Here is a 23,517-nt window from a genome sequence, read left to right as displayed (position 1 = left end):
AACGTGCGTTCACAAGAACGGGCTGCGCTTGGCAGCCCGGCAGTTGTTCTATTTGCCCAGCGGAATCTTGGGCGCCCACACTAACCAGGCGTCGTCTGGCTTGTCGAACAGCGGGAAAGTCTGCTGCGCACGTGCAGGATTGCCCATCTGCTCCCCGTCTGGCGTCGCGAAGGCGATACCACCGTCAATGAGAGTTTCCAACGATTCGGTACGCACTGTGGCGCCCTTGAACAGGCCCCAGTCGAAACCAAAGCCGCTGCTGTTCCAGAAACGACTACCGCCGCGCACCAAAGCCGCATAACGAGGCTCGATGAGTATGTGGATCAACACACGATCGGCACTCTGGCCCAGCTCATAGCCGGTGACCTTGCCTACTTGCACCTCTCGATAAGTGACCGGTACGCCAGGCTTGATGGAGCCGCGCCTCGGTGCGCTAAGTGTCAGCGGCAGGCCAAGTTCAGGACCTTTCACTTCAGGGGCCTCGCTCAAGGCGATGAAATCGCGCTGCGGCCCTCGATTGTTCGAGGCAGGCTGCACCTCCAGGTACTGCCCACTGACCAAGGTATCCAGGTTCTCGGTGCGAACCAGCCCGAGCGCCGGCTTCACCACCCAGAATTGAGTCCCTACACGAGCGATACGGTCTGCCGACTCGGTAATCCGCGCACGCAGCAGCACAGCCTGCAGGTCGGCAGTGAGGTCGACGCTTTCGAGGCTGCCAACTTCAAGACCACGGAAGCGGATCGGCGTACCGGGCTTCAGACCATCGGCGCGATCCACGCGAATGGTAATCAGGCTGCCAGCTCGATTGGCGGCCTCCTCGTTCTCCAGCAGGCGGAAGCGCGGGATATGGCGTTTCAAAGGCACGTTTGGCTGCGGCGTATCGAATGCGATACCCCCAGCCATCAGCGTTTGCAGCGACTCACTCTTGATCTTGATACCCGATAGACCGCCGGTGAGCGTGATGCCGCTGGCATTCCAGAAACGTGTAGAACCATTGACCAGATTGGCGTACTCCTTCTCGATATGAACGCCAATCAGAATACGCTTGCTGTTGCGAGCGAACTGATAGCTCTGCACGCTGCCGACCCGGACCTGACGGTAGGTCACCGGACTGCCCACTTCCAGCGAACCTAGCGTATCGGCGAACAGCACCAAGTGCAGGCCGGGTGCCTTGAGATCGAGTGGCGGCGCCTTGGGGCGGGCTTCAAACTCGCGCTGCGGACGCGCCCCTTTCTCGCCCGGCCGAATGGCGATGTAGTTACCTTTGACCAGCGCCTCGATACCGGTGATACCGGCCAGGGAAATGGACGGTTTGACCACCCAGAACTGCGTACCCTCGACCAGGTAGTCCTCGGCCAACGGATCGAGCGTCAGTTCTGCCATTGCACCGGTGAGGTCGTCGTCGATCTTCAGGGTCTTCATCGAGCCGACCTGAATCCCCTTGTACATCACAGGCGTACGGCCAGCCTGCAAACCGTCATAGTCGGTCAGGTGCACCTTGACCCGGATACCGGCTTGAGCAGCATCGAAATCTTCGTACAGCCGAAACGGGAGATTCGGGTCGGTGGGCGGGCTGTCCTTGCGATGCTCAGGCGTGGCGAAGGCGATACCGCCGGCGATGATGCTCGACAGCGACTCACTGCGCACCTTCACGCCGGACAGGTTGGCGTCGATGCTGATACCGCTGGCATTCCAGAAGCGCGTGTGTTTGCGCACCAGGTTCGCGTATTCAGGTTCGATGAACAGCTTGATCTCGACCGTATCGTGATCATCGGACAGTTTGTAGCTCTTCACCTTGCCGACTTGGATCTGTTTATAGAACACCGGACTGTCACGGTTCAGCGACCCCAGACGGTCAGCCTTGAGGGTCAGGTGCAAGCCTGGCTCCTTATCGGACAGCGGCGGCGCCTCGGCCAAGGCCTTGAACCGCTTGGTAGGCTCACCCTGTCCCGGATCGACTGCAATGTAGTTGCCGGAGACCAGCGTTTCGAGTCCCGATATGCCAGCAAGGCTCACGCTCGGTTTGACCAGCCAAAAGCGCGTGCCTGTGGTCAGGTGTACTTCGGCTGCCTTATTCATCTCGATGGTCGCGATCACGCCTTTATTGCTGCCTTCGGCATCCAGCACCAATGACTTGACCTTACCGACCGACATCCCTTTGAAGATGACCTCAGTCTTGTTGGCGACGATCCCCTCACCCGTTTCGAAGCGCACCTGGATCTCCACACCCGCCTCACGATAAGCCTGCCAGGCAAGCCAACCGCCGATAAGTAGCGCAATCAAAGGAAGGATCCAGATGGCCGACCAATTGGAAGCTGGGCGGGTTTTTGCCGTTGGCAGATCACTCATGGTCGTCATCCGACTCCGTGTTGTCCCAGATCAGTCGGGGATCGAAGGTTAAGGCAGCAAGCATCGTCAAAATCACTACGGCAGCGAAAGCAACGGCGCCGAGATTGGGTTCGACACTGGCAATACGGCCGAATTTCACCACGGCCACCAAGATGGCGATGACGAAGATATCCAGCATCGACCAGCGACCGATGAACTCAATGAACCGGTACATCAGAATCCGCTGCCGTGCGGAAAGAGGCTGGTGACGCTGAACCGAGTACAGCAACAGCCCTATACCGATCAGCTTGAAGGTAGGCACCAGAATACTGGCGGTGAAGACCACGGCGGCAATCGGCAACATGCCATGCTTCATCAATGTAATGACCCCGGACATGATGGTGTCCGGACTGCCCTGGCCCAGTGTGCTGACGGTCATGATCGGCAGCAGATTGGCCGGAATGTAGAGAATCATCGCCGTGATGAGCAAAGCCCAGGTGTAGACGATGCTATTAGGCCGCCGGGCATGCACCACAGCGCCACAACGGCTACAGGCCTGCGAGTCGTGGCCATGGCGCTGACGGTTTAACGCATGACATTCGTTGCACACCAGAATACCGGCATCAATCGCCCGCATGGGTGTCCTCCCCCGAAAGCGCGACCCAGATCTGATGTGGGGACATCACCACCTCGAGCCATACTTGGACCAGTAACAGGCTGATAAAGCAAAACAGCCCCAGGCCCAGCGTCAATTGCGCAAGATCGACCAGTTTGACGATCGCCACCAGTACACCCATGAAATAGACCTCAAGCATGCCCCACTCACGCAGGTGGTGATAAATGCGATAGACCAGCAGGCCATGACTGCGACCGACATTCAGCCGAATACTCAACAGTACCAGCAACTGACACAGCAGCTTGAGCAGCGGAATAGCCATGCTGCAGAGGAACACCACCACGGCGACTCCTCGCATATCGGAATGATACAGACCTAGCACGCCGCTCCAGACGGTGTCATCGGAGGTCTGGCCGAACAGGTGAAGCTGCATGATAGGTAGGAAGTTGGCCGGAACGTAGAGCAACAGGGCGGTCAGGACCAATGCCAGACTTCGATTGACCACATTGTGTCGATGCGCGTAGAGCTCATAGCCGCAACGCGGGCATAGGGCTTTCTCATCGTTTTTCAAAACGGGCCTGCGTAATAGCAGGTCGCACTCATGACAAGCCACGAGGTCATCCAGCGGCAGATCGGCCAGCGCTTCAGGGTCGGCGACGTTAGGCATAGGGAGGTCTGGTAGGAAAGTCGGCTCTATTCTAGTGTTCCGACCAAAAATGTGGGAGATGGTGCGTTACAGGCGCAGTTACCATTGATTGCAGAGGAAAGGCGCGTCTGAGCTCGTCGTGAGATCCGTCCTCGATCCTATCCTGTCAGAAATTATCACCCACTAGAAAAGACAAAACCCCTACCTGCTCACGCAGATAGGGGTTTTGCGAAATGAATCTTGACGATGACCTACTCTCACATGGGGAAACCCCACACTACCATCGGCGATGCATCGTTTCACTGCTGAGTTCGGGATGGGATCAGGTGGTTCCAATGCTCTATGGTCGTCAAGAAATTCGGTTGCCAGTGCGTCCTTACGGACACCCCAGCCTATTCGGATATGTGATTCTGTGGTTCGTCGCGAACTTTCGGTTCTCTCGTCTTCACCACCACAATTCGGCGCTCACGCTCAAATTGCTTGGGTGTTATATGGTCAAGCCTCACGGGCAATTAGTATGGGTTAGCTCAACGCCTCACAGCGCTTACACACCCCACCTATCAACGTCGTAGTCTTCGACGGCCCTTCAGGGGATTCTAGATCCCAGTGAGATCTCATCTTGAGGCAAGTTTCCCGCTTAGATGCTTTCAGCGGTTATCTCTTCCGAACATAGCTACCCGGCAATGCCACTGGCGTGACAACCGGAACACCAGAGGTTCGTCCACTCCGGTCCTCTCGTACTAGGAGCAGCCCCTCTCAAATCTCAAACGTCCACGGCAGATAGGGACCGAACTGTCTCACGACGTTCTAAACCCAGCTCGCGTACCACTTTAAATGGCGAACAGCCATACCCTTGGGACCGGCTTCAGCCCCAGGATGTGATGAGCCGACATCGAGGTGCCAAACACCGCCGTCGATATGAACTCTTGGGCGGTATCAGCCTGTTATCCCCGGAGTACCTTTTATCCGTTGAGCGATGGCCCTTCCATACAGAACCACCGGATCACTAAGACCTACTTTCGTACCTGCTCGACGTGTCTGTCTCGCAGTCAAGCGCGCTTTTGCCTTTATACTCTACGACCGATTTCCGACCGGTCTGAGCGCACCTTCGTACTCCTCCGTTACTCTTTGGGAGGAGACCGCCCCAGTCAAACTACCCACCATACACTGTCCTCGATCCGGATCACGGACCTGAGTTAGAACCTCAAGGTTGCCAGGGTGGTATTTCAAGGATGGCTCCATGAGAACTGGCGTCCCCACTTCAAAGCCTCCCACCTATCCTACACAAGCAAGCTCAAAGTCCAGTGCAAAGCTATAGTAAAGGTTCACGGGGTCTTTCCGTCTAGCCGCGGATACACTGCATCTTCACAGCGATTTCAATTTCACTGAGTCTCGGGTGGAGACAGCGCCGCCATCGTTACGCCATTCGTGCAGGTCGGAACTTACCCGACAAGGAATTTCGCTACCTTAGGACCGTTATAGTTACGGCCGCCGTTTACCGGGGCTTCGATCAAGAGCTTCGCTTGCGCTAACCCCATCAATTAACCTTCCGGCACCGGGCAGGCGTCACACCCTATACGTCCACTTTCGTGTTTGCAGAGTGCTGTGTTTTTAATAAACAGTCGCAGCGGCCTGGTATCTTCGACCGGCATGGGCTTATGGAGCAAGTCCTTCACCCTCGCCGGCGCACCTTCTCCCGAAGTTACGGTGCCATTTTGCCTAGTTCCTTCACCCGAGTTCTCTCAAGCGCCTTGGTATTCTCTACCTAACCACCTGTGTCGGTTTGGGGTACGGTTCCCAGTTATCTGAAGCTTAGGAGCTTTTCTTGGAAGCATGGCATCAACCACTTCGTCGCCTAAAGGCAACTCGTCATCAGCTCTCGGCCTTGAAATCCCGGATTTGCCTAAGATTTCAGCCTACCACCTTAAACCTGGACAACCAACGCCAGGCTGGCCTAGCCTTCTCCGTCCCTCCATCGCAATAACTGCAAGTACAGGAATATTAACCTGTTTTCCATCGACTACGCTTTTCAGCCTCGCCTTAGGGACCGACTAACCCTGCGTCGATTAACGTTGCGCAGGAAACCTTGGTCTTTCGGCGTGCGAGTTTTTCACTCGCATTGTCGTTACTCATGTCAGCATTCGCACTTCTGATACCTCCAGCAAGCTTCTCAACTCACCTTCACAGGCTTACAGAACGCTCCTCTACCGCATCACCAAAGGTGATACCCGTAGCTTCGGTGCATGGTTTGAGCCCCGTTACATCTTCCGCGCAGGCCGACTCGACTAGTGAGCTATTACGCTTTCTTTAAAGGATGGCTGCTTCTAAGCCAACCTCCTAGCTGTCTAAGCCTTCCCACATCGTTTCCCACTTAACCATGACTTTGGGACCTTAGCTGACGGTCTGGGTTGTTTCCCTTTTCACGACGGACGTTAGCACCCGCCGTGTGTCTCCCATGCTCGGCACTTGCTGGTATTCGGAGTTTGCATCGGTTTGGTAAGTCGGGATGACCCCCTAGCCGAAACAGTGCTCTACCCCCAGCAGTGATACATGAGGCGCTACCTAAATAGCTTTCGAGGAGAACCAGCTATCTCCGAGCTTGATTAGCCTTTCACTCCGATCCACAGGTCATCCGCTAACTTTTCAACGGTAGTCGGTTCGGTCCTCCAGTCAGTGTTACCTAACCTTCAACCTGCCCATGGATAGATCGCCCGGTTTCGGGTCTATACCCAGCGACTAAGCGCCCTATTAAGACTCGCTTTCGCTACGCCTCCCCTATTCGGTTAAGCTCGCCACTGAATATAAGTCGCTGACCCATTATACAAAAGGTACGCAGTCACCTAACAAAGTAGGCTCCCACTGCTTGTACGCATACGGTTTCAGGTTCTATTTCACTCCCCTCTCCGGGGTTCTTTTCGCCTTTCCCTCACGGTACTGGTTCACTATCGGTCAGTCAGTAGTATTTAGCCTTGGAGGATGGTCCCCCCATGTTCAGACAAAGTTTCTCGTGCTCCGTCCTACTCGATTTCATTGAAAAGAGACTTTCGTGTACGGGGCTATCACCCACTATGGCCGCACTTTCCAGAGCGTTCCACTAATCTCAAATCAACTTAAGGGCTGGTCCCCGTTCGCTCGCCACTACTAAGGGAATCTCGGTTGATTTCTATTCCTCAGGGTACTTAGATGTTTCAGTTCCCCTGGTTCGCCTCTTGCACCTATGGATTCAGTACAAGATACCTAGGTTATCCTAGGTGGGTTCCCCCATTCAGAGATCTCTGGATCACAGTCTGTTTGCCGACTCCCCAAAGCTTATCGCAGGCTACCACGTCTTTCATCGCCTCTGACTGCCAAGGCATCCACCGTATGCGCTTCTTCACTTGACCATATAACCCCAAGCAATCTGGTTATACTGTGAAGACGACATTCGCCGAAAATTCGCACGTCGCTCTTTCGAGCAGAACTCACAAATTTTACCTCAGCCTGATTTCCAGCAGTGAAACTGGTCATCAGTCTGTATCTATCACATATCCGAATTTTTAAAGAACGATCTGGCAAAAGCCAGAAATCAACATTCCAACGCGGCGTCAACGCGACGCGCGAATGCTCATTTCTGAGTTCTAACAGTGCTGTACAAAGGTGGTGGAGCCAAGCGGGATCGAACCGCTGACCTCCTGCGTGCAAGGCAGGCGCTCTCCCAGCTGAGCTATGGCCCCGTGTATCTGCTACATCTCGTAGGCCGCACCAAGTAATTGGTAGGTCTGGGCAGATTTGAACTGCCGACCTCACCCTTATCAGGGGTGCGCTCTAACCAACTGAGCTACAGACCTATAACAGGGTCGCGTTACAGCATCGTCTTTTCACAATGAATCAAGCAATTCGTGTGGGAGCTCATCAGCAGGCTGATGTCTTCGATTAAGGAGGTGATCCAGCCGCAGGTTCCCCTACGGCTACCTTGTTACGACTTCACCCCAGTCATGAATCACACCGTGGTAACCGTCCCCCCGAAGGTTAGACTAGCTACTTCTGGTGCAACCCACTCCCATGGTGTGACGGGCGGTGTGTACAAGGCCCGGGAACGTATTCACCGCGACATTCTGATTCGCGATTACTAGCGATTCCGACTTCACGCAGTCGAGTTGCAGACTGCGATCCGGACTACGATCGGTTTTGTGAGATTAGCTCCACCTCGCGGCTTGGCAACCCTCTGTACCGACCATTGTAGCACGTGTGTAGCCCAGGCCGTAAGGGCCATGATGACTTGACGTCATCCCCACCTTCCTCCGGTTTGTCACCGGCAGTCTCCTTAGAGTGCCCACCATAACGTGCTGGTAACTAAGGACAAGGGTTGCGCTCGTTACGGGACTTAACCCAACATCTCACGACACGAGCTGACGACAGCCATGCAGCACCTGTGTCAGAGTTCCCGAAGGCACCAATCCATCTCTGGAAAGTTCTCTGCATGTCAAGGCCTGGTAAGGTTCTTCGCGTTGCTTCGAATTAAACCACATGCTCCACCGCTTGTGCGGGCCCCCGTCAATTCATTTGAGTTTTAACCTTGCGGCCGTACTCCCCAGGCGGTCAACTTAATGCGTTAGCTGCGCCACTAAAATCTCAAGGATTCCAACGGCTAGTTGACATCGTTTACGGCGTGGACTACCAGGGTATCTAATCCTGTTTGCTCCCCACGCTTTCGCACCTCAGTGTCAGTATCAGTCCAGGTGGTCGCCTTCGCCACTGGTGTTCCTTCCTATATCTACGCATTTCACCGCTACACAGGAAATTCCACCACCCTCTACCGTACTCTAGCTTGCCAGTTTTGGATGCAGTTCCCAGGTTGAGCCCGGGGCTTTCACATCCAACTTAACAAACCACCTACGCGCGCTTTACGCCCAGTAATTCCGATTAACGCTTGCACCCTCTGTATTACCGCGGCTGCTGGCACAGAGTTAGCCGGTGCTTATTCTGTCGGTAACGTCAAAATTGCAGAGTATTAATCTACAACCCTTCCTCCCAACTTAAAGTGCTTTACAATCCGAAGACCTTCTTCACACACGCGGCATGGCTGGATCAGGCTTTCGCCCATTGTCCAATATTCCCCACTGCTGCCTCCCGTAGGAGTCTGGACCGTGTCTCAGTTCCAGTGTGACTGATCATCCTCTCAGACCAGTTACGGATCGTCGCCTTGGTGAGCCATTACCTCACCAACTAGCTAATCCGACCTAGGCTCATCTGATAGCGCAAGGCCCGAAGGTCCCCTGCTTTCTCCCGTAGGACGTATGCGGTATTAGCGTTCCTTTCGAAACGTTGTCCCCCACTACCAGGCAGATTCCTAGGCATTACTCACCCGTCCGCCGCTGAATCAAGAAGCAAGCTCCTCTCATCCGCTCGACTTGCATGTGTTAGGCCTGCCGCCAGCGTTCAATCTGAGCCATGATCAAACTCTTCAGTTCAATACTGCTTGGGTTTTTAAGAAACCCTAAACTTGGCTCAGCAATCTCAAATGACTATGTGATTTCTCGCATGGCCACTTGTGATGCTGATAATCTAGGCGACGATCAGTCCATACTCACAAGCACCCACACGAATTGCTTGATTCGATTTGTTAAAGAGCGTTTGGCCAAGAGCGTTTCGCCTCAACCGAGGCCGCGCATTCTACAGCAGCCTTACTTCGTGTCAAGCGTTTATTTTGAAGTTCTTTCCGAGAAACTCGTTTAGCTTCAAACACTTGACTCGCTGCGATCGCTCGTAGCGGGAGGCGAATCATACAGCACCAATCGATGCTGTCAACTGCCCTTTTCACCGATTTCAACCCGAGGATCGAAGCCCTTCGCACCGCATCGAACTCGCTTAACTCGTTGATTCTCAAGGAGTTTCGCGTTCCGTTTGCTGCGGAAGTGGGGCGCATTATAAGGGGATCTGAACAGCGGTCAAGGCTTAATTTAAAATAATTTCAAATAGTTGAAACAAGTTGGCCGCTAAGGCGATTGAGACCCCTACCCCGCGTCGTCGCCTCATGCGTACTTACCGTGCATTTATCCGCCTGCGACCTACCCGCCCCAAACCCCGAGCCACTACCGGAACTCGCAGCACCAACAAAAGCACCCCAAGGGCCGCATAGAACGCCCATTCCTCCAGGTCCGAGCGGACAATCCACAGGTAATGCAGCAACCCAAGGGCCAACACGCCATACACCAGACGGTGCAACTTCTTCCACCGCGCCCCCAGTCGCCGCTGACTGTAGCGATTCGAGGTGACAGCCAACACCAGCAACCCAAGCAAGCCCAACGCCCCCACAATGATATAAGGCCGCTTACGCAACTCGATCGCCAACTGCCCCCAATCCAGCCCCAGAATGAAGAACAGGTAGGCCAGGACGTGAAGCACGATGTAAGCAAACGCCCACAGCCCCAACTGGCGTCGAACCACGATCCAGCCAGGCCATCCCGTCAGCTTCTGAAAAGGCGTCATGCACAAGCTGATCAGTAGGAAAATCAGCGCGCCAAGCCCCAGACGGTCCATCATTACCTTCCCCGGATCAGGCCCCAACAGACTCATGGCCGCTTCATACAGCCACCAAAGCGGGAACGAGCAACCGATGAGAAAAATCGCCAGGCGAAACCAGGGATAGCGCATCAATAGTTTTTCCTCAGATCGAGGCCGCTATAGAGTGATGCGACTTCTTCTTCATAACCATTGAACATCTGGGTGGCACGCACGTTAGGGCTGAAAAGACCACTGGGCAGACGCCGCTCACGCGCCTGGCTCCAACGCGGATGATCGACCTGCGGATTGACGTTGGCATAGAAGCCGTACTCACTGGGCGCCAAGCCCTGCCAAGTCGTGTGGGGCTGATCACTCACCAAGCTCATCCGCACGATCGACTTGATGCTCTTGAAGCCATACTTCCACGGCACCACCAAGCGCAGCGGAGCCCCATTCTGGTTAGCCAGCTCGCGCCCGTACATGCCCACCGCCAATATCGCCAGCGGATTCATCGCCTCATCCAGACGCAGCCCTTCCACGTAAGGCCAGTCGATCAAGGCGAAGCCGGAACGTTGCCCTGGCATGCTCCGGGGATCCTGCAGCGTTTCGAAGCGGACGTAGCGAGCCTTGGCAGTGGGCTCGACCTGCTTGAGCACATCGGCCAACGGAAACCCCAGCCAAGGGATCACCATCGACCAGGCCTCGACGCAACGCAGCCGATAGATACGTTCCTCCAACTTCAGCGGCTTGACGAAGTCTTCCAGCGCATAGCGCCCCGGCTTACCGACCTCACCATCGACGACCAGGCTCCAGGGCTCGGTTTTCAGACTGCCTGCATTGGCAGCAGGATCCCCTTTGTCAGGCCCGAACTCATAGAAATTGTTGTAGTGGGTAGCGTCCTTGAAAGGCGTGATGGCTTCGTCCTTGACCGTCACTGCCTGCCAGCGTGCATGCTCAAGCTTGTCCTTAAGCCATGCGGGCGCGGCGCCATCATCGACATCGGCATAACGCGAGACCTGTGCAGCCTGGCCGAGCCGCGGCAAGGCCGACAACGCCAAACCGGCCATCGAGCCCCCTAACAGGGAGCGGCGTGAGACGTAGAGGCTTTCAGGGGTGACCTCCGATTCGTGGCAATCGGACGATCTAGGCAGCTTGATGAGCATGACGGCTCCAAAGCACTGGTGAGGGATGTACCAGTAAGACTCTGGAGCCGGGAGGTTATTCCAGCATTAACTATTTTTCAGTTCTTGCGCCGACGGGTGCGCAGCAAGTACTGCACGGGGCCGGAGATCGCATAACCGAGGAAGATCAGCAGCAGGATGCGTGGCGGATCACTGAATACCACGGCGAACACCAATACCACGGCCAGGATGGCAACGAACGGCACACGGCCTTTCAGGTCGAGTTCCTTGAAGCTGTTGTACTTGATGTTGCTGACCATCAGCATGCCGGCGGCCGCAACCAGCAGCGCGACCAGGAAGGATAATTTCGAACCCTGGATGCCGTAATCGCTGAAGGCCCAGACAGTACCGGCCACTACACCTGCCGCTGCCGGACTGGCCAGGCCGATGAAGTAGCGCTTGTCGGCCGTGCCAACCTGAGTATTGAAACGGGCCAGACGCAGTGCGGCACCCGCCACATAGATGAAGGCAACCATCCAGCCGACCTTGCCCATGTCACCCAGTGCCCAGCCGAAGGCCAGCAAGGCGGGCGCCACACCAAAGGCGACCATATCGGACAGCGAGTCATACTCGGCGCCGAAGGCGCTCTGGGTGTTGGTCATGCGTGCCACGCGGCCATCGAGGCTGTCGAGCACCATGGCAACGAAGATGGCGATGGCCGCGAAAGCGAAATACTTGCTCGCCTCGCGCGGATCGCCCGCGCTCAAAGCGCTTTGCGCGCTGATGGAGTTGATGATCGAGTAGAAACCGGCGAACAGGTTGGCGGTGGTGAACAGGTTGGGCAACAGGTAGATACCGCGGTGCCGGACCTTGCGCCCTTCGGCATCGTGACCTTCTTCGACATGCTCATCGACAGGTAGCAGGCTTTCGGCGTCGGAGGGCTTGTTCGGCTCTTCGGGACGTTCGGTCATGAAAAGTACCTTGCAACGGGGTGGAATAGATTCGACATGGGCCGGCGAAACAGGTTCTGACAGCCGACCTCTGGTCGCTTTATACCAGATGCGGGCGGCCTAAACGAAAAAACGCGGCCGAAGCCGCGTTTTTCATCTATTCGAGCAAGACTCAGTTCTTGGTCTTGTCGACGATCTTGTTGGCCGCGATCCAAGGCATCATCGAACGCAGTTGCTCGCCGATCACTTCGATACCGTGGGCTGCGTTGTTGCGACGCTTGGCGGTCATCGACGGATAGTTGGTAGCACCTTCGCTGATGAACATCTTCGCGTACTCGCCGTCCTGGATGCGCTTGAGGGCATTGCGCATGGCCTTGCGGGATTCTTCGTTGATGACTTCAGGGCCGGTGACGTACTCACCGTACTCGGCGTTGTTGGAGATCGAGTAGTTCATGTTGGCGATGCCGCCTTCGTACATGAGGTCGACGATCAGCTTCAGCTCGTGCAAGCACTCGAAGTAGGCCATTTCCGGCGCATAACCGGCTTCGACCAACGTCTCGAAACCGGCCTTGACCAGCTCAACGGTGCCGCCGCACAGAACGGCCTGCTCGCCGAACAGGTCGGTTTCGGTCTCGTCCTTGAAGGTGGTTTCGATGATGCCGGTACGGCCGCCACCGACACCAGCGGCGTAGGACAGCGCGACGTTCTTGGCGTTGCCAGAGGCGTCCTGGTAAACAGCGATCAGGTCTGGAATACCGCCGCCTTTGACGAACTCGGAGCGAACGGTGTGACCCGGCGCCTTCGGCGCGATCATGATCACGTCGAGGTCGGCACGCGGAACGACCTGGTTGTAGTGGATGGCGAAGCCGTGGGAGAAGGCCAGGGTAGCGCCTTTCTTGATGTTCGGCTCGATCTCGGTTTTGTACAGGGTGCCCTGGAATTCGTCCGGGGTCAGGATCATGACCAGGTCGGCAGCGGCGACGGCCGAGGCCACGTCGGCCACTTTCAGGCCGTGGGCTTCTGCCTTGGCGACGGTGGCCGAACCTTTACGCAGACCGACGGTGACGTCTACACCGGAGTCCTTCAGGTTGCACGCCTGGGCGTGACCTTGGGAGCCGTAACCGATGATGGCGACTTTCTTGCCCTGGATGATGGAGAGGTCGCAGTCTTTGTCGTAGAACACTTTCATGGAAATACCCCTGGTTATATCTCGGCCCCGCAGGGCCATCGCTAATTGGATGAAGTTAGATGCTGAGGACTTTGTCGCCACGGGCAATGCCGGTGACGCCACTGCGCACGGTTTCGAGAATCGATGCGGTGCCGATCGCCTGAATGAAGCTGTCCAGCTTGTCGCTGGTTCCGCTCAGTTGCACGGTATACACGCTGGCGGTGACGTCCACGATCTGGCCACGGAAAATGTCCGTGGTGCGCTTGATCTCGGCACGCTGAGCGCCAGTGGCCTTGACCTTGACCAACATCAGTTCGCGCTCGATGTGGGCGCTCTCCGAGAGGTCGACCAGCTTGACCACTTCCACCAGCTTGTTCAGGTTCTTGGTGATCTGCTCGATCACTTCGTCGTGGCCCACGGTGGTCAAGGTGAGGCGCGACAACGTCGGGTCCTCGGTCGGTGCCACGGTCAGGCTTTCGATGTTGTAGTTGCGCTGGGAGAACAGACCAACCACGCGCGACAAGGCACCGGGTTCGTTTTCCAGCAGCAGGGAAATGATGTGCCGCATATCAGGTACGCTCCGTCTTGCTCAGCCACATGTCACGCATCGAGCCATCCTTGATCTGCATGGGATAGACGTGCTCGGACCGGTCCACCGCGATGTCGATGAACACCAGGCGGTCCTTCATCGCGAAGGCCTCTTCCAGCTTCGGCTTGAGATCTTCCAGGCGGGTGATGCGAATACCCACATGGCCATAAGCCTCGGCCAGCTTGATGAAGTCAGGCAGCGACTCGACGTAGGAGTGGGAGTGACGGCCGTTGTAGGCCATGTCCTGCCACTGGCGAACCATGCCCAACACCCCGTTGTTCAGGTTGACGATCTTCACCGGCAGGCCGTACTGCATGCAGGTGGACAGTTCCTGAATGTTCATCTGGATGCTGCCTTCACCCGTAACGCAGGCCACGTCCTGATCCGGGAAGTTGAGCTTGATGCCCATGGCAGCCGGGAAACCGAAGCCCATGGTGCCCAGGCCCCCGGAGTTGATCCAGCGGTTGGGTTTGTTGAAACGGTAGTACTGCGCTGCGAACATCTGGTGCTGGCCCACGTCGGACGTGACGAAGGCATCGCCTTGAGTCACTTCGCACAGCGTCTCGATCACCTGCTGGGGCTTGATCACGCTGCCGTCACCCTTGTCGTAAGGGAACAGACCGCGATCACCGCGCCATTCGTCGATCTGCTTCCACCAGGCATCCAGCGCGACCTTCTCAGGCTTCTCGCCGATTTCCTTGAGGATCGTCAGCATCTCGCTGAGCACGCTGTCGACTGGGCCGACGATCGGCACATCGGCCTTGATCATCTTGGAAATCGACGCCGGGTCGATGTCGATGTGGATGATCTTGGCATTCGGACAGAACTTGGCCGGTCCATTGACCACACGGTCGTCGAAGCGCGCGCCGACCGCAAGGATGACATCGGCATTGTGCATCGCCTGGTTGGCGGTGTAGCTGCCGTGCATGCCGAGCATGCCGAGGAACTGGCGATCAGTGCCCGGGAAGCCGCCCAATCCCATCAGGGTATTGGTCACCGGCAGGTTCAGTGACTTGGCGATGTCGGTCAGCGCCGCAGAACCGCCACCCAGAATCACGCCGCCACCGGAATAGATGATGGGGCGCTTGGCGGCCACGAGCATCTCGGCCGCCTTGCGGATCTGCCCGGAGTGACCACGTACGGCTGGGCTGTAGGAGCGCAGCTTGACCTTTTTCGGGTAGACGTATTCGAATTTCTCGGCCGGATTGGTCATGTCCTTCGGAATGTCGACCACGACGGGGCCCGGACGGCCGGATTGAGCCAGATAGAAGGCTTTCTTCAGCGTCTCGGCGATCTCGGTCGGGTGCTTGATCATGAAGCTGTGCTTCACGATCGGCCGCGAGATCCCGATCATGTCGGTTTCCTGGAAGGCATCGGTGCCGACCATGGTGCTCGGCACCTGGCCCGACAGGATGACCATCGGAATCGAGTCCATATAGGCGGTGGCGATGCCGGTAATGGCATTGGTCGCCCCGGGACCGGAGGTCACCAGCACCACACCCGCCTTGCCGGTGGCACGGGCGTAGCCGTCGGCCATGTGGGTGGCCGCCTGCTCATGACGGACCAGGATGTGTTCGACTTCCGGTTCCTTGAACAGGGCATCGTAAACATGCAGGAGAGCACCGCCAGGGTACCCGTAGATGTGCTTAACGCCTTCGTCACGCAAGAAGCGGACGACCATCTCAGCGCCAGATAAAAGCTCCACGTTGTTCACCTCTAAAACGCCAGAATACCGCCCCATCCGGGCGGGTCTTAATAGGTTTACTGCCAAGCAGAGCATGAGCGAACGTCAGCACTGACTGAGCAAGTATTGGGAGCGCCCCAGAGTGTTGCGGGGTTTTCCCACCCAGCGCGAGGTAACGCGTTGCGGGGTGTAGCGAGTCGGCGCGGGTGTGCGCCTCATGATCTGCCTAGCGGGTCTGCTTCTGGCAGTCCCCCTACAGCGGAAACTGGATTCTTCTGATTCAGCGCGTGCAAGTCAAGAAAAATTATTGCCAGTTTTCCCAAGAGTTCAATTTCATCCACCACTAAAAAGCAGTGATGCAGCAGGAAAATAAAGATTTCCATAAAAAAGGGCCACAATCTGCGGCCCCGGAAGCAAAAACAGAGAAAATCAGGCAGATGGCGTGATCAATTCGTCGAATGCGGCCAGCAGCCGCCGAAGCTCACGACTTTCTTCAGGGCGATGAGCAAACACGGTTTCGGCCATGACCAGAATCCCCGACGCGTTGGGCAGGGGATGCCCATGCTCGAGAATCAACTTCATGCGTGGCAGGAAAATCCATTGCAGCCATTGCTCGAACCTTAGGCTGTCGACTGCGAAGGGGACGCTGCTGGCAAGTGCCTCAGGACTGGGCGGATGCTCATCCCACCAACCCTGGATCTGCAGCTCCCGCTCAATCAGCAGCAGATGATCGGCGATGTCGAGGATACGCTGCTCCATCACGACGCGGTCCGCGCCTTCTGACGGGCCGACGCCGCGCCAGCACTGTCACCTTGCTTGTCACGGGCCTGGGCAATGACGTTCCACAACTCGGCTTGCAGATCAGGGCGGCCGTTGGCATAGGTCAACGCCCGGCGAGCCAGTTGCTCGGCCTGCGCGGCATCACCCTGGGACAGTCGCACCTGGGCCAGGCGGAACAGCACCTGGGGCTCACGCGGGGCGATACGTTGGGCACGTTCGAGGCTCGACGCGGCGCCATTGAAATCGCCGCCGCCCTGCTGCTGCTGGGCAGTGGTGAGCAAGGCGAGTACCGGCCCATCGAGCTGCTCGTCCGCCGACAGCCCACCGGCACTGCTGCGCGGGATGCCGGTCGGCGCATTGCTGGCCGCTGGCGCATTGTTCATGGCGGCGATATCGAACGGCTCATCACCGGCCGGGTTAGGGCTGGTGGTGATCGGACCAGTACTCAAGGGCGCAGCACCGGTCTGTGCCGGGTAGGTCTGGATCGGCGTCGAACCCGCGCCTTGCGGGATCATCACGGTGACGCCCGAGTCTTCAGGCAGCGACTGAGCCTGGGATGTGCCGCCGCTCGGTGCCCGCACCGGCGCACCACGATTGGCGGTCACGCGCTCGCTGTTCGAGACCCGGGTGCTCGAATCCACCACGGGTATGGCGCCACGCGGGACGCTGGCGCAACCGTGCAACACGGCCAGCGCGGTCAAGGCAGGAAACCACCACTTGTTCACGTCATACCCTCTTCAATACAGCCACTCAATTCATCCAGCCCTTGACCCAGTCCATGACCGACTCGGCAGGATTCTGCTCGCCGCCACAGGCCGTACCGGGCGCTGGTTCGCTGCCGCGAATATACGGCATCTGCACCGCTCCCGGACAGCTGGCATCCGAGCCCTGGCCGCTGTGCGGGTCGATCCAGGCCAGGACCACGTTGTCCGGCTGCGGCATGTCCAACGGCAGCGGATCGGCCTTGCGCATGAAGCTGGTCCACACCTGCAGCGCACCGGTAGCACCCGTGAAGGGCGTCTTGCCGTTGTCGTCGCGGCCAAGCCAGACCACCGCCAGCAGATCCTGGCTGAAGCCGGAGAACCAACTGTCGCGCGAATCGTTGCTGGTGCCGGTCTTGCCTGCCAAGGTCAGGTTGTTCGGCAGCACGTTGTACACCGAGCGTCCGGTGCCCTCGCGCATCACCCGCTGCATGGCGTTCTGCACCAGGTAAATGGCGCCGGGGTCGAAGGTCTGCTGGATCTGGAACGGGTAGCGCTTGAGCGGCTCGCCCTCGGCGGTCAGCACACTGCGAATACCGCGCATCGGCGTATTGAAGCCGCCATTGGCAATGGTCTGGTACATGGTCGCAACCTGCATCGGCGACATGCCACCGGCCCCCAGCAGCATCGAGGGGAATGCAGGCCAGTCCACCTGCACACCGAGGCGGCCGATGGTCTTGAGTACGTTGGGCACCCCCACCTCCAGGCCGAGTTTGGCCGTGGACAGGTTGAGGGAGTTGGCCAAGCCCTGATAGAGGTAGATGGTGCCGTGCGGGCGACGGTCGTAGTTCTGCGGACGCCAGACCTGACCATCGGCGCCCTTGACCGAGAACGGTTCGTCCTGCACCCAACTGGTCAAGGTGTACTTGTTCGGTTGTTCGAGTGCGGTCAGGTAAACCGCGGGCTTGACCAGGGAACCGATCGGGCGCACGGCATCGATGGCCCGATTGAAGCCAGCGAAGCCCGACTGCCGACTGCCGATCAGCGCCTGCACTTCGCCGGTTTCCGGATTGGTCACCACCATCGCCGACTCGACCTCATCAGCACCTTTGCGGCCGGCCAGACGCTTGAAGGTGTCGGTCATGGCCGTTTCAGCCTTCATCTGCAGGATCGGATCGAAACTGGTGAAAATCCGCAGTCCTTCCTCGGTCAAGTCTTCGTCGCGATAGTCCTGACGCAGTTGACGCTTGACCAGGTCGAGGAACGCCGGGAAGGAGCTGTCTGCAAGGCTGCCGCGCTTGGTGACACCCAACGGCATCTTCTTCGCGGCATCGACGACCTCCTGACTGGCCACACCTTGCTGGGCCAGCAGGTCGAGCACCAGGTTGCGACGCTGCAATGCGCGCTCCGGATATCGCCGAGGGTTGTAATAGGACGGCCCCTTGACCATGCCCACCAGCAGCGCGATCTGGTGCAGCTTCAGTTCGGACAGCGGCTGGCTGAAGAAGAACTGGCTGGCAAGCCCGAATCCGTGTACCGCACGCTGACCATCCTGACCGACGAACACTTCGTTCAAATAGGCTTCGAGTATCTCGCGCTTGTCGTAGTGCAGTTCCAGCAGCAAGGCCATCATCGCTTCGGTCAGCTTGCGGCTAAGGCTGCGCTCGTTGGTCAGGAAGAAGTTCTTCACCAACTGCTGAGTCAAGGTGCTGCCGCCCTGGCGCATGGCGCCGGACGAAGTGTTGACCCACATGGCCCGGGCAATCGACTTGGGCGACACACCGTGGTGACTGTAGAAATCGCGGTCTTCGGTCGCGATCAGGGTTTCCAGCAAGTACGGCGGCACCTGATCGATATTGATCAGAATGCGGTCTTCGAGATTTTTCGGGTAGATGCCGCCAATCATCAGCGGCTCCAGCCGTACCACATCGAGCTTGGCACCGTTGGCGCCCGCCAGCCCGGCCACATAATCGCCGGAGAAGCGCACGCGCACGAACTGCGCAGGCTCCATGCCTTCGTAGAACTGGAAGCCACGGGTGTTGAGGTCCACCGTGCCACCATTGACCGACGCTTCACCGGGACCGTTGACGGCGGTCTCACGGCGATAGCCCAGGGCATCGAGTTCGGTGAGGAAGTCGTCCTTGCTCAGCTTCTGGCCTGTGAAGAGCTCCAGCGGCCGAGCATAGACCTTGGCCGGGATGGTCCAGCGCTTGCCGGAGAACTTCTCCTGGACGACAGCGTCGAGATACACCGCAAAGCCGGCGATCACCACCAGGCCGACCAGGCTGAGCTTCAGCGCCCAGCCCAGCCAGACGCGGGAGCGGCTGGGCGGACGTTTTTTCGGAGTTCGGGGATTTCGAGTTCGAGTCATGGCGGCGGATTATACGCACTTTGCGAAGGCAGGGGTCGGCCTGCGGCGGTAGGCAGGGGCGGCTGCATTGACCATAATGTGAGCTTCGAATTCCCTGACCCCCGGAAGGATCTCCGTGAGCCAAGCCCTGATCAGCGCGCTGCAGAACCCCGCCCTCTACCCTCACGCCGTCGAGGGTTTCGAGCTCATCGAGACGCACATCTCCTGGGTGCTGCTCACGGGCGAATATGCCTACAAGATCAAGAAACCGATGAACTTCGGGTTTCTGGATTTCACCACGCTGGAGCAACGCCAGCATTTCTGTAACGAAGAGTTGCGCCTGAATCAGCGCCTGACCGACGGCCTCTACCTGGAAGTGCTGCCGATCACGGGCAGCGCCGACGCGCCACAGATCGGCGGCACGGGCAAGGCGATCGAATACGCCCTGAAAATGCGCCAGTTCCCCCAAGGCCAGATGCTCGGCACGCTGCAGGCCAACGGTGAACTGAACGCCGGACATATCGACCAGATGGCCCGGCAGATCGCCGAATTCCATCTGCAGGCGCCGCAGGTGCCGGTCGAGCACCCCCTGGGCACCCCCGAATCAGTGATGGCGCCGGTCGAGCAGAATTTCGAGCAGATCCGCCCTTTCCTCACCGACAAGGCCGACCTGCAGCAGCTCGATGCCCTGCAAGCCTGGGCGCGCAGCAGCTTCGACCGGCTGCACGGCCTGCTGCAAGCGCGCAAACGCGACGGCTTCATTCGTGAATGCCACGGTGACATCCACTTGGGCAATGCCACCGTGATCGACGGCAAGGTGGTGATCTTCGACTGCATCGAGTTCAACGAGCCGTTTCGCCTCACCGACGTCTACGCCGACGTCGGATTCCTGGCCATGGACCTGGAAGACCGTGGCCTCAAGTGCCTGGCTCGCCGCTTCATCAGTCAGTACCTGGAGCTGACCGGCGATTACCAGGGCCTGGAGTTGCTGAACTTCTACAAGGCCTACCGGGCCCTGGTGCGGGCCAAGGTCGCTTTGTTCAGCATGGCGCCTGACGCCGACGGCATGCAACGCGCCACCACCCTGCGCACCTACCGCAAGTACGCCGATCTGGCTGAAAGCTACAGCGCCATTCCTTCGCGCCTGTTGGCCATTACCCATGGCGTCTCGGCGGTGGGCAAGAGCCACGTGGCCATGCGCTTGGTGGAATCGCTGGGAGCGATTCGCGTACGCTCGGATGTGGAGCGCAAGCGTCTATTCGGTGAACAGCCCGTACACAGTACCGGCGAGCTGCAAGCCGGGATCTACGACCAGGAAGCAAGTACAGCGACCTACCAGCGCCTGAACGCTCTGGCAGACACCATCCTGCGCGCCGGTTTCCCCGTCGTGCTAGACGCCACTTACCTCAAGCGCGAGCAGCGCAAGGCCGTAGCGAATGTGGCCAGTAGCACAGGCGTGCCTTTCCTGATCCTCGACTGCCAAGCCCCCGAGGCGGTCATCATCAGTTGGCTTGAGCAGCGTCAGACGGAAAATGTCGATCCATCCGACGCCACGCTGGAGGTCGTCAAGGCTCAACAAGCCAGTCGCGAGCCACTGGACGACGAGGAAGCGGTCCACGGCAAGCGTGTCGATACCCATGAAAGCGCCAGCATGGACCAGTTGATCGAGCAGATCCGCCAGCGCCTGCCGGGTTTGTGACAAGCGCGGGGTGATCGAAGTGGCACGTGGGCAGTCCGTCGTCATCCGATGGCGAAAGGCCGCGCCTGTGCCAAGCCCCGCTACACTCCAGTCTGACCGTTCGCGATTTATCCACAGAACCGATCGGCCAGCGCAAGGAGGCTCGATGAATGATGAGTTGCAGCATCTGAAGAATTTGGGCAAGACCTCTGCGCAGTGGTTGCATGCCTCCGGCATCCACAGCGTATCCGACCTGCGCCGCCTGGGTGCGGTCGGCGCGTACCAGGCAGTCAAGACCCGAGGGTTCCGTGCCTCGAAGGTATTGCTGTACGCCATAGAAGCCGCACTGCTGGACATGCATTGGAATGACCTGCCGGCCGAGCGCAAACAAGCGCTGAACCAGCAGTTGGATGCCAAGACAGTCCCGCAAAAAAAATCGTGATGAGTGAAAAAAGAGGTTGACCACGAAATGAGAATCGTTATGATTATCACAACTGGTCGCGAGACTGGTTGGGTAAACTGAAAGCCCCTGGTTCGGACTCTCAGATTATCTCCTCATCAGGCTAATCACGGTTATTGACCCGGCAATTTGCCGGGTCTTTTTTTGCCTGGACAACGCTCGTTGATCGAACACACCCGTGCCAATAACGTCAGCGGGCGATGATCAGCGGATGCCCCAGTTCTGGATGCGCCTGCACCAGGACATCGATGCCAAACACCGACTTCAGCGCCTGGGGTGTGAGCACCTCGGTCGGCGCTCCGTAAGCATGGGTCCTGCCCTGCTCAAGTAACAGGATATGGTCGCAGTAGCGCGCTGCCAGATTCAGATCGTGCAGAATCAGCAAAACGGACGCTCCGCAATCCGCGAATCGCCGCACCGTTTGCAGGGTCGTATGCTGATGCAACGGATCCAGCGCCGAGGTGGGTTCGTCGAGCAGTAGAATCGCGCCTTCGTTACCGGGCCACAACTGGGCCAGTACCCGCGCCAGGTGCACGCGCTGGCGCTCGCCACCAGACAGTGCCAAGTAGTTGCGCGCGCTCAGGTGCAAGACATCGGCGGCACGCAGCGCCGCGTCGATGATCTGCCGGTCAGACTGTTGCCCGCTGTCGTGAGGTAAGCGCCCCATGCCCACCACCTCTTCGACGCTGAAAGCGAATCCGAGACTGGACGCTTGCGGCAACACCGCCAGGCGCCGAGCGCGCTCTGGGCCCGACCACTGCGCGAGGTCCCTCCCATGCAGCCTGACCTGACCCTGACTGGGCGCTAGCTCACCGCTCAAGCTCCCCAGCAGGCTGCTTTTGCCTGCACCATTGGGTCCCAGTACGCCCAACACCTTCCCGGCGCGCAACTGCAGGCTGATATCACGCAGGACTTCGGCACCGCCTCGGCTGAGCGACAAGCCCTCGACTTCGAGCATCAGCGGTTCCTCCTGACCAATAGGAACAGAAAGAAGGGTGCACCGATGAATGCCGTGACGATACCGATGGGCAACTCGGCAGGCGCCAGCGCCAGCCGCGCCACCAAGTCGGCGAACAGCAGCAGCGCGCCGCCAGCCAGCAACGAGGCCGGCAGCAGTACACGGTGGTCCGGCCCTGCAAGCAGTCGCACCAAGTGCGGCACAACCAGTCCGACAAACCCGATCAACCCCGCCGCAGCCACCGCCGCACCCACGCCCAGGGCCGTGCAGAACACCAGTTCACGCTTGAGTGCCTCGACCTCGATACCCAGATGACGGGCCTCCGACTCGCCCAGCAACAAGGCATTGAGCGCCCGCGCCCGACGCGGCAGCCACAGACTCACGCCCAGCGCCACGAGCAGCAGCGGCCACAGACGCTGATAGCTGGCGCCGTTGAGACTGCCCAGGTTCCAGAAGGTCAAGGTCCGCAAAGTGGCGTCATCCGCCAGATAAGTGAACAGCCCGACTGCCGAACCACCCAGCGCGGTCATGGCGATACCGGCCAACAGCATGGTGGCGACGTCCGTCTGCCCGTCACGTCGGCCCAGGCGATAGACCAACGCAGTGACGCCGAGCCCACCTATGAACGCACAGAACGAGAGCAAGTAGGGCGCCAGGAGGTCGGGTAAGCCACCCACCCAGCTTCCACCGACAATGGCGACGGCGGCACCGAACGCCGCGCCACTGGCGACACCGACCAAGCCGGGGTCGGCCAGCGGATTGCGAAACAGCCCCTGCATGGCCACACCGGACAGTGCCAGCACGGCGCCAACCGCCAGTCCCAACAACGTGCGCGGCAGGCGAATCTGACCGAGAATCAGCTCGGCCTGCTCTAGCCCCGCGCCTTGGAGCGGCAACCCCAGCAATCGTGCGCCTGCGCGCAGGACATCGATCAACGGCAGGCTGACCGGCCCCAGCGCCAGCGACAACCACACCGCCAGCACGCACAGGAGGGTAAGACCAATG

The 23,517-nt window shown here is 58.5% G+C and carries 16 protein-coding genes, 2 tRNA genes and 3 rRNA genes; 2 read left to right on the top strand and 19 right to left on the bottom strand.

What is annotated here, in order from left to right; all coding sequences use genetic code 11:
• Positions 1 to 48: 48 nt before the first annotated feature.
• The 17 genes from NJ69_RS00530 to mrcB form a co-directional block, all read right to left on the bottom strand.
• On the bottom strand, positions 49 to 2,349 hold the full coding sequence (locus tag NJ69_RS00530; protein WP_029614578.1) for a PqiB family protein: 2,301 nt from the start codon (positions 2,347 to 2,349) through the stop codon (positions 49 to 51).
• Positions 2,342 to 2,965 carry a paraquat-inducible protein A gene (locus tag NJ69_RS00525; RefSeq protein WP_039575270.1) on the bottom strand — a complete coding sequence of 208 codons (624 nt, stop codon included), beginning with the start codon at positions 2,963 to 2,965 and terminating at the stop codon, positions 2,342 to 2,344. The genes NJ69_RS00530 and NJ69_RS00525 overlap by 8 nt, the downstream gene beginning before the upstream one ends.
• Positions 2,952 to 3,611: a paraquat-inducible protein A gene (locus NJ69_RS00520; RefSeq protein ID WP_029614576.1), complete on the bottom strand. Its 660-nt coding sequence runs from the start codon at positions 3,609 to 3,611 to the stop codon at positions 2,952 to 2,954. The genes NJ69_RS00525 and NJ69_RS00520 overlap by 14 nt, the downstream gene beginning before the upstream one ends.
• A 217-nt stretch (positions 3,612 to 3,828) precedes the next feature.
• Positions 3,829 to 3,944, bottom strand: a 5S ribosomal RNA gene (gene rrf / locus NJ69_RS00515).
• 137 nt (positions 3,945 to 4,081) lie between these two features.
• Positions 4,082 to 6,973, bottom strand: a 23S ribosomal RNA gene (locus NJ69_RS00510).
• Positions 6,974 to 7,227: 254 nt separating this feature from the next.
• Positions 7,228 to 7,303: transfer RNA gene (locus NJ69_RS00505), tRNA-Ala, on the bottom strand.
• A gap of 37 nt (positions 7,304 to 7,340) precedes the next feature.
• A tRNA-Ile gene (locus NJ69_RS00500) sits at positions 7,341 to 7,417 on the bottom strand.
• Positions 7,418 to 7,503: 86 nt separating this feature from the next.
• Positions 7,504 to 9,040: ribosomal RNA gene (locus NJ69_RS00495) — 16S ribosomal RNA — on the bottom strand.
• The 16S, 23S and 5S rRNA genes sit together here with 2 tRNA genes alongside, the layout of an rRNA operon.
• Before the next feature lie 571 nt (positions 9,041 to 9,611).
• Positions 9,612 to 10,223, bottom strand: a complete 612-nt coding sequence (gene msrQ / locus NJ69_RS00490) for a protein-methionine-sulfoxide reductase heme-binding subunit MsrQ (protein WP_039575266.1) — start codon at positions 10,221 to 10,223, stop codon at positions 9,612 to 9,614.
• Complete coding sequence (msrP, locus tag NJ69_RS00485; protein WP_039575263.1) at positions 10,223 to 11,236, bottom strand: protein-methionine-sulfoxide reductase catalytic subunit MsrP; 1,014 nt, start codon at positions 11,234 to 11,236, stop codon at positions 10,223 to 10,225. The genes msrQ and msrP overlap by 1 nt, the downstream gene beginning before the upstream one ends.
• A gap of 77 nt (positions 11,237 to 11,313) precedes the next feature.
• The gene (gene pssA, locus NJ69_RS00480) at positions 11,314 to 12,165 is read right to left on the bottom strand and encodes a CDP-diacylglycerol--serine O-phosphatidyltransferase (RefSeq protein ID WP_029612651.1); all 852 of its coding nucleotides are present in this window, start codon (positions 12,163 to 12,165) and stop codon (positions 11,314 to 11,316) included.
• Positions 12,166 to 12,316: 151 nt separating this feature from the next.
• Positions 12,317 to 13,333, bottom strand: a complete 1,017-nt coding sequence (gene ilvC / locus NJ69_RS00475; RefSeq protein WP_039575260.1) for a ketol-acid reductoisomerase — start codon at positions 13,331 to 13,333, stop codon at positions 12,317 to 12,319.
• A 55-nt stretch (positions 13,334 to 13,388) separates the two neighbouring features.
• Positions 13,389 to 13,880 (bottom strand): acetolactate synthase small subunit, encoded by a 492-nt coding sequence (ilvN, locus tag NJ69_RS00470; RefSeq protein ID WP_003250040.1) that lies wholly within the window; start codon positions 13,878 to 13,880, stop codon positions 13,389 to 13,391.
• Between the two features lies 1 nt (position 13,881).
• Positions 13,882 to 15,606: an acetolactate synthase 3 large subunit gene (locus NJ69_RS00465; protein ID WP_029612653.1), complete on the bottom strand. Its 1,725-nt coding sequence runs from the start codon at positions 15,604 to 15,606 to the stop codon at positions 13,882 to 13,884.
• A gap of 408 nt (positions 15,607 to 16,014) precedes the next feature.
• Positions 16,015 to 16,347 carry a YqcC family protein gene (locus NJ69_RS00460; protein WP_029612654.1) on the bottom strand — a complete coding sequence of 111 codons (333 nt, stop codon included), beginning with the start codon at positions 16,345 to 16,347 and terminating at the stop codon, positions 16,015 to 16,017.
• Positions 16,344 to 17,090 carry a tetratricopeptide repeat protein gene (locus NJ69_RS00455; protein WP_039575236.1) on the bottom strand — a complete coding sequence of 249 codons (747 nt, stop codon included), beginning with the start codon at positions 17,088 to 17,090 and terminating at the stop codon, positions 16,344 to 16,346. The genes NJ69_RS00460 and NJ69_RS00455 overlap by 4 nt, the downstream gene beginning before the upstream one ends.
• Before the next feature lie 25 nt (positions 17,091 to 17,115).
• A complete protein-coding gene (gene mrcB, locus NJ69_RS00450; protein ID WP_039575233.1) occupies positions 17,116 to 19,437 on the bottom strand; it encodes a penicillin-binding protein 1B in 2,322 nt (773 codons plus the stop codon).
• 115 nt (positions 19,438 to 19,552) lie between these two features.
• Between mrcB and NJ69_RS00445 the strand changes: the two genes are divergently transcribed.
• Complete coding sequence (locus tag NJ69_RS00445) at positions 19,553 to 21,115, top strand: AAA family ATPase (RefSeq protein ID WP_029612656.1); 1,563 nt, start codon at positions 19,553 to 19,555, stop codon at positions 21,113 to 21,115.
• A 145-nt stretch (positions 21,116 to 21,260) separates the two neighbouring features.
• Positions 21,261 to 21,536, top strand: coding sequence for a TfoX/Sxy family protein (locus NJ69_RS00440; RefSeq protein WP_029612657.1), 276 nt, complete (start codon positions 21,261 to 21,263; stop codon positions 21,534 to 21,536).
• A 208-nt stretch (positions 21,537 to 21,744) separates the two neighbouring features.
• Here the strand turns inward: NJ69_RS00440 and NJ69_RS00435 are convergent, their stop codons facing one another.
• A complete protein-coding gene (locus NJ69_RS00435; RefSeq protein WP_430736668.1) occupies positions 21,745 to 22,494 on the bottom strand; it encodes a heme ABC transporter ATP-binding protein in 750 nt (249 codons plus the stop codon).
• 17 nt (positions 22,495 to 22,511) lie between these two features.
• Entirely contained in the window at positions 22,512 to 23,495 is a 984-nt protein-coding gene (locus NJ69_RS00430; protein WP_209435529.1) for a FecCD family ABC transporter permease, read from the bottom strand.
• Positions 23,496 to 23,517: the final 22 nt, after the last annotated feature.

Source organism: Pseudomonas parafulva (assembly GCF_000800255.1).
In the GTDB taxonomy this organism is placed as follows: domain Bacteria; phylum Pseudomonadota; class Gammaproteobacteria; order Pseudomonadales; family Pseudomonadaceae; genus Aquipseudomonas; species Aquipseudomonas boreofloridensis.
Note: the sequence above shows the minus strand (reverse complement) of the source record. Positions and strands in the feature narration are given on the sequence as shown.

Coding starts and splice junctions, on each gene's coding strand:
- NJ69_RS00530 (WP_029614578.1), bottom strand. CDS start 2,349: ATGAGTGATCTGCCAACGGCAAAAACCCGCCCAGCTTCCAATTGGTCG.
- NJ69_RS00525 (WP_039575270.1), bottom strand. CDS start 2,965: ATGCGGGCGATTGATGCCGGTATTCTGGTGTGCAACGAATGTCATGCG.
- NJ69_RS00520 (WP_029614576.1), bottom strand. CDS start 3,611: ATGCCTAACGTCGCCGACCCTGAAGCGCTGGCCGATCTGCCGCTGGAT.
- msrQ (WP_039575266.1), bottom strand. CDS start 10,223: ATGCGCTATCCCTGGTTTCGCCTGGCGATTTTTCTCATCGGTTGCTCG.
- msrP (WP_039575263.1), bottom strand. CDS start 11,236: ATGCTCATCAAGCTGCCTAGATCGTCCGATTGCCACGAATCGGAGGTC.
- pssA (WP_029612651.1), bottom strand. CDS start 12,165: ATGACCGAACGTCCCGAAGAGCCGAACAAGCCCTCCGACGCCGAAAGC.
- ilvC (WP_039575260.1), bottom strand. CDS start 13,333: ATGAAAGTGTTCTACGACAAAGACTGCGACCTCTCCATCATCCAGGGC.
- ilvN (WP_003250040.1), bottom strand. CDS start 13,880: ATGCGGCACATCATTTCCCTGCTGCTGGAAAACGAACCCGGTGCCTTG.
- mrcB (WP_039575233.1), bottom strand. CDS start 19,437: ATGACTCGAACTCGAAATCCCCGAACTCCGAAAAAACGTCCGCCCAGC.
- NJ69_RS00440 (WP_029612657.1), top strand. CDS start 21,261: ATGAATGATGAGTTGCAGCATCTGAAGAATTTGGGCAAGACCTCTGCG.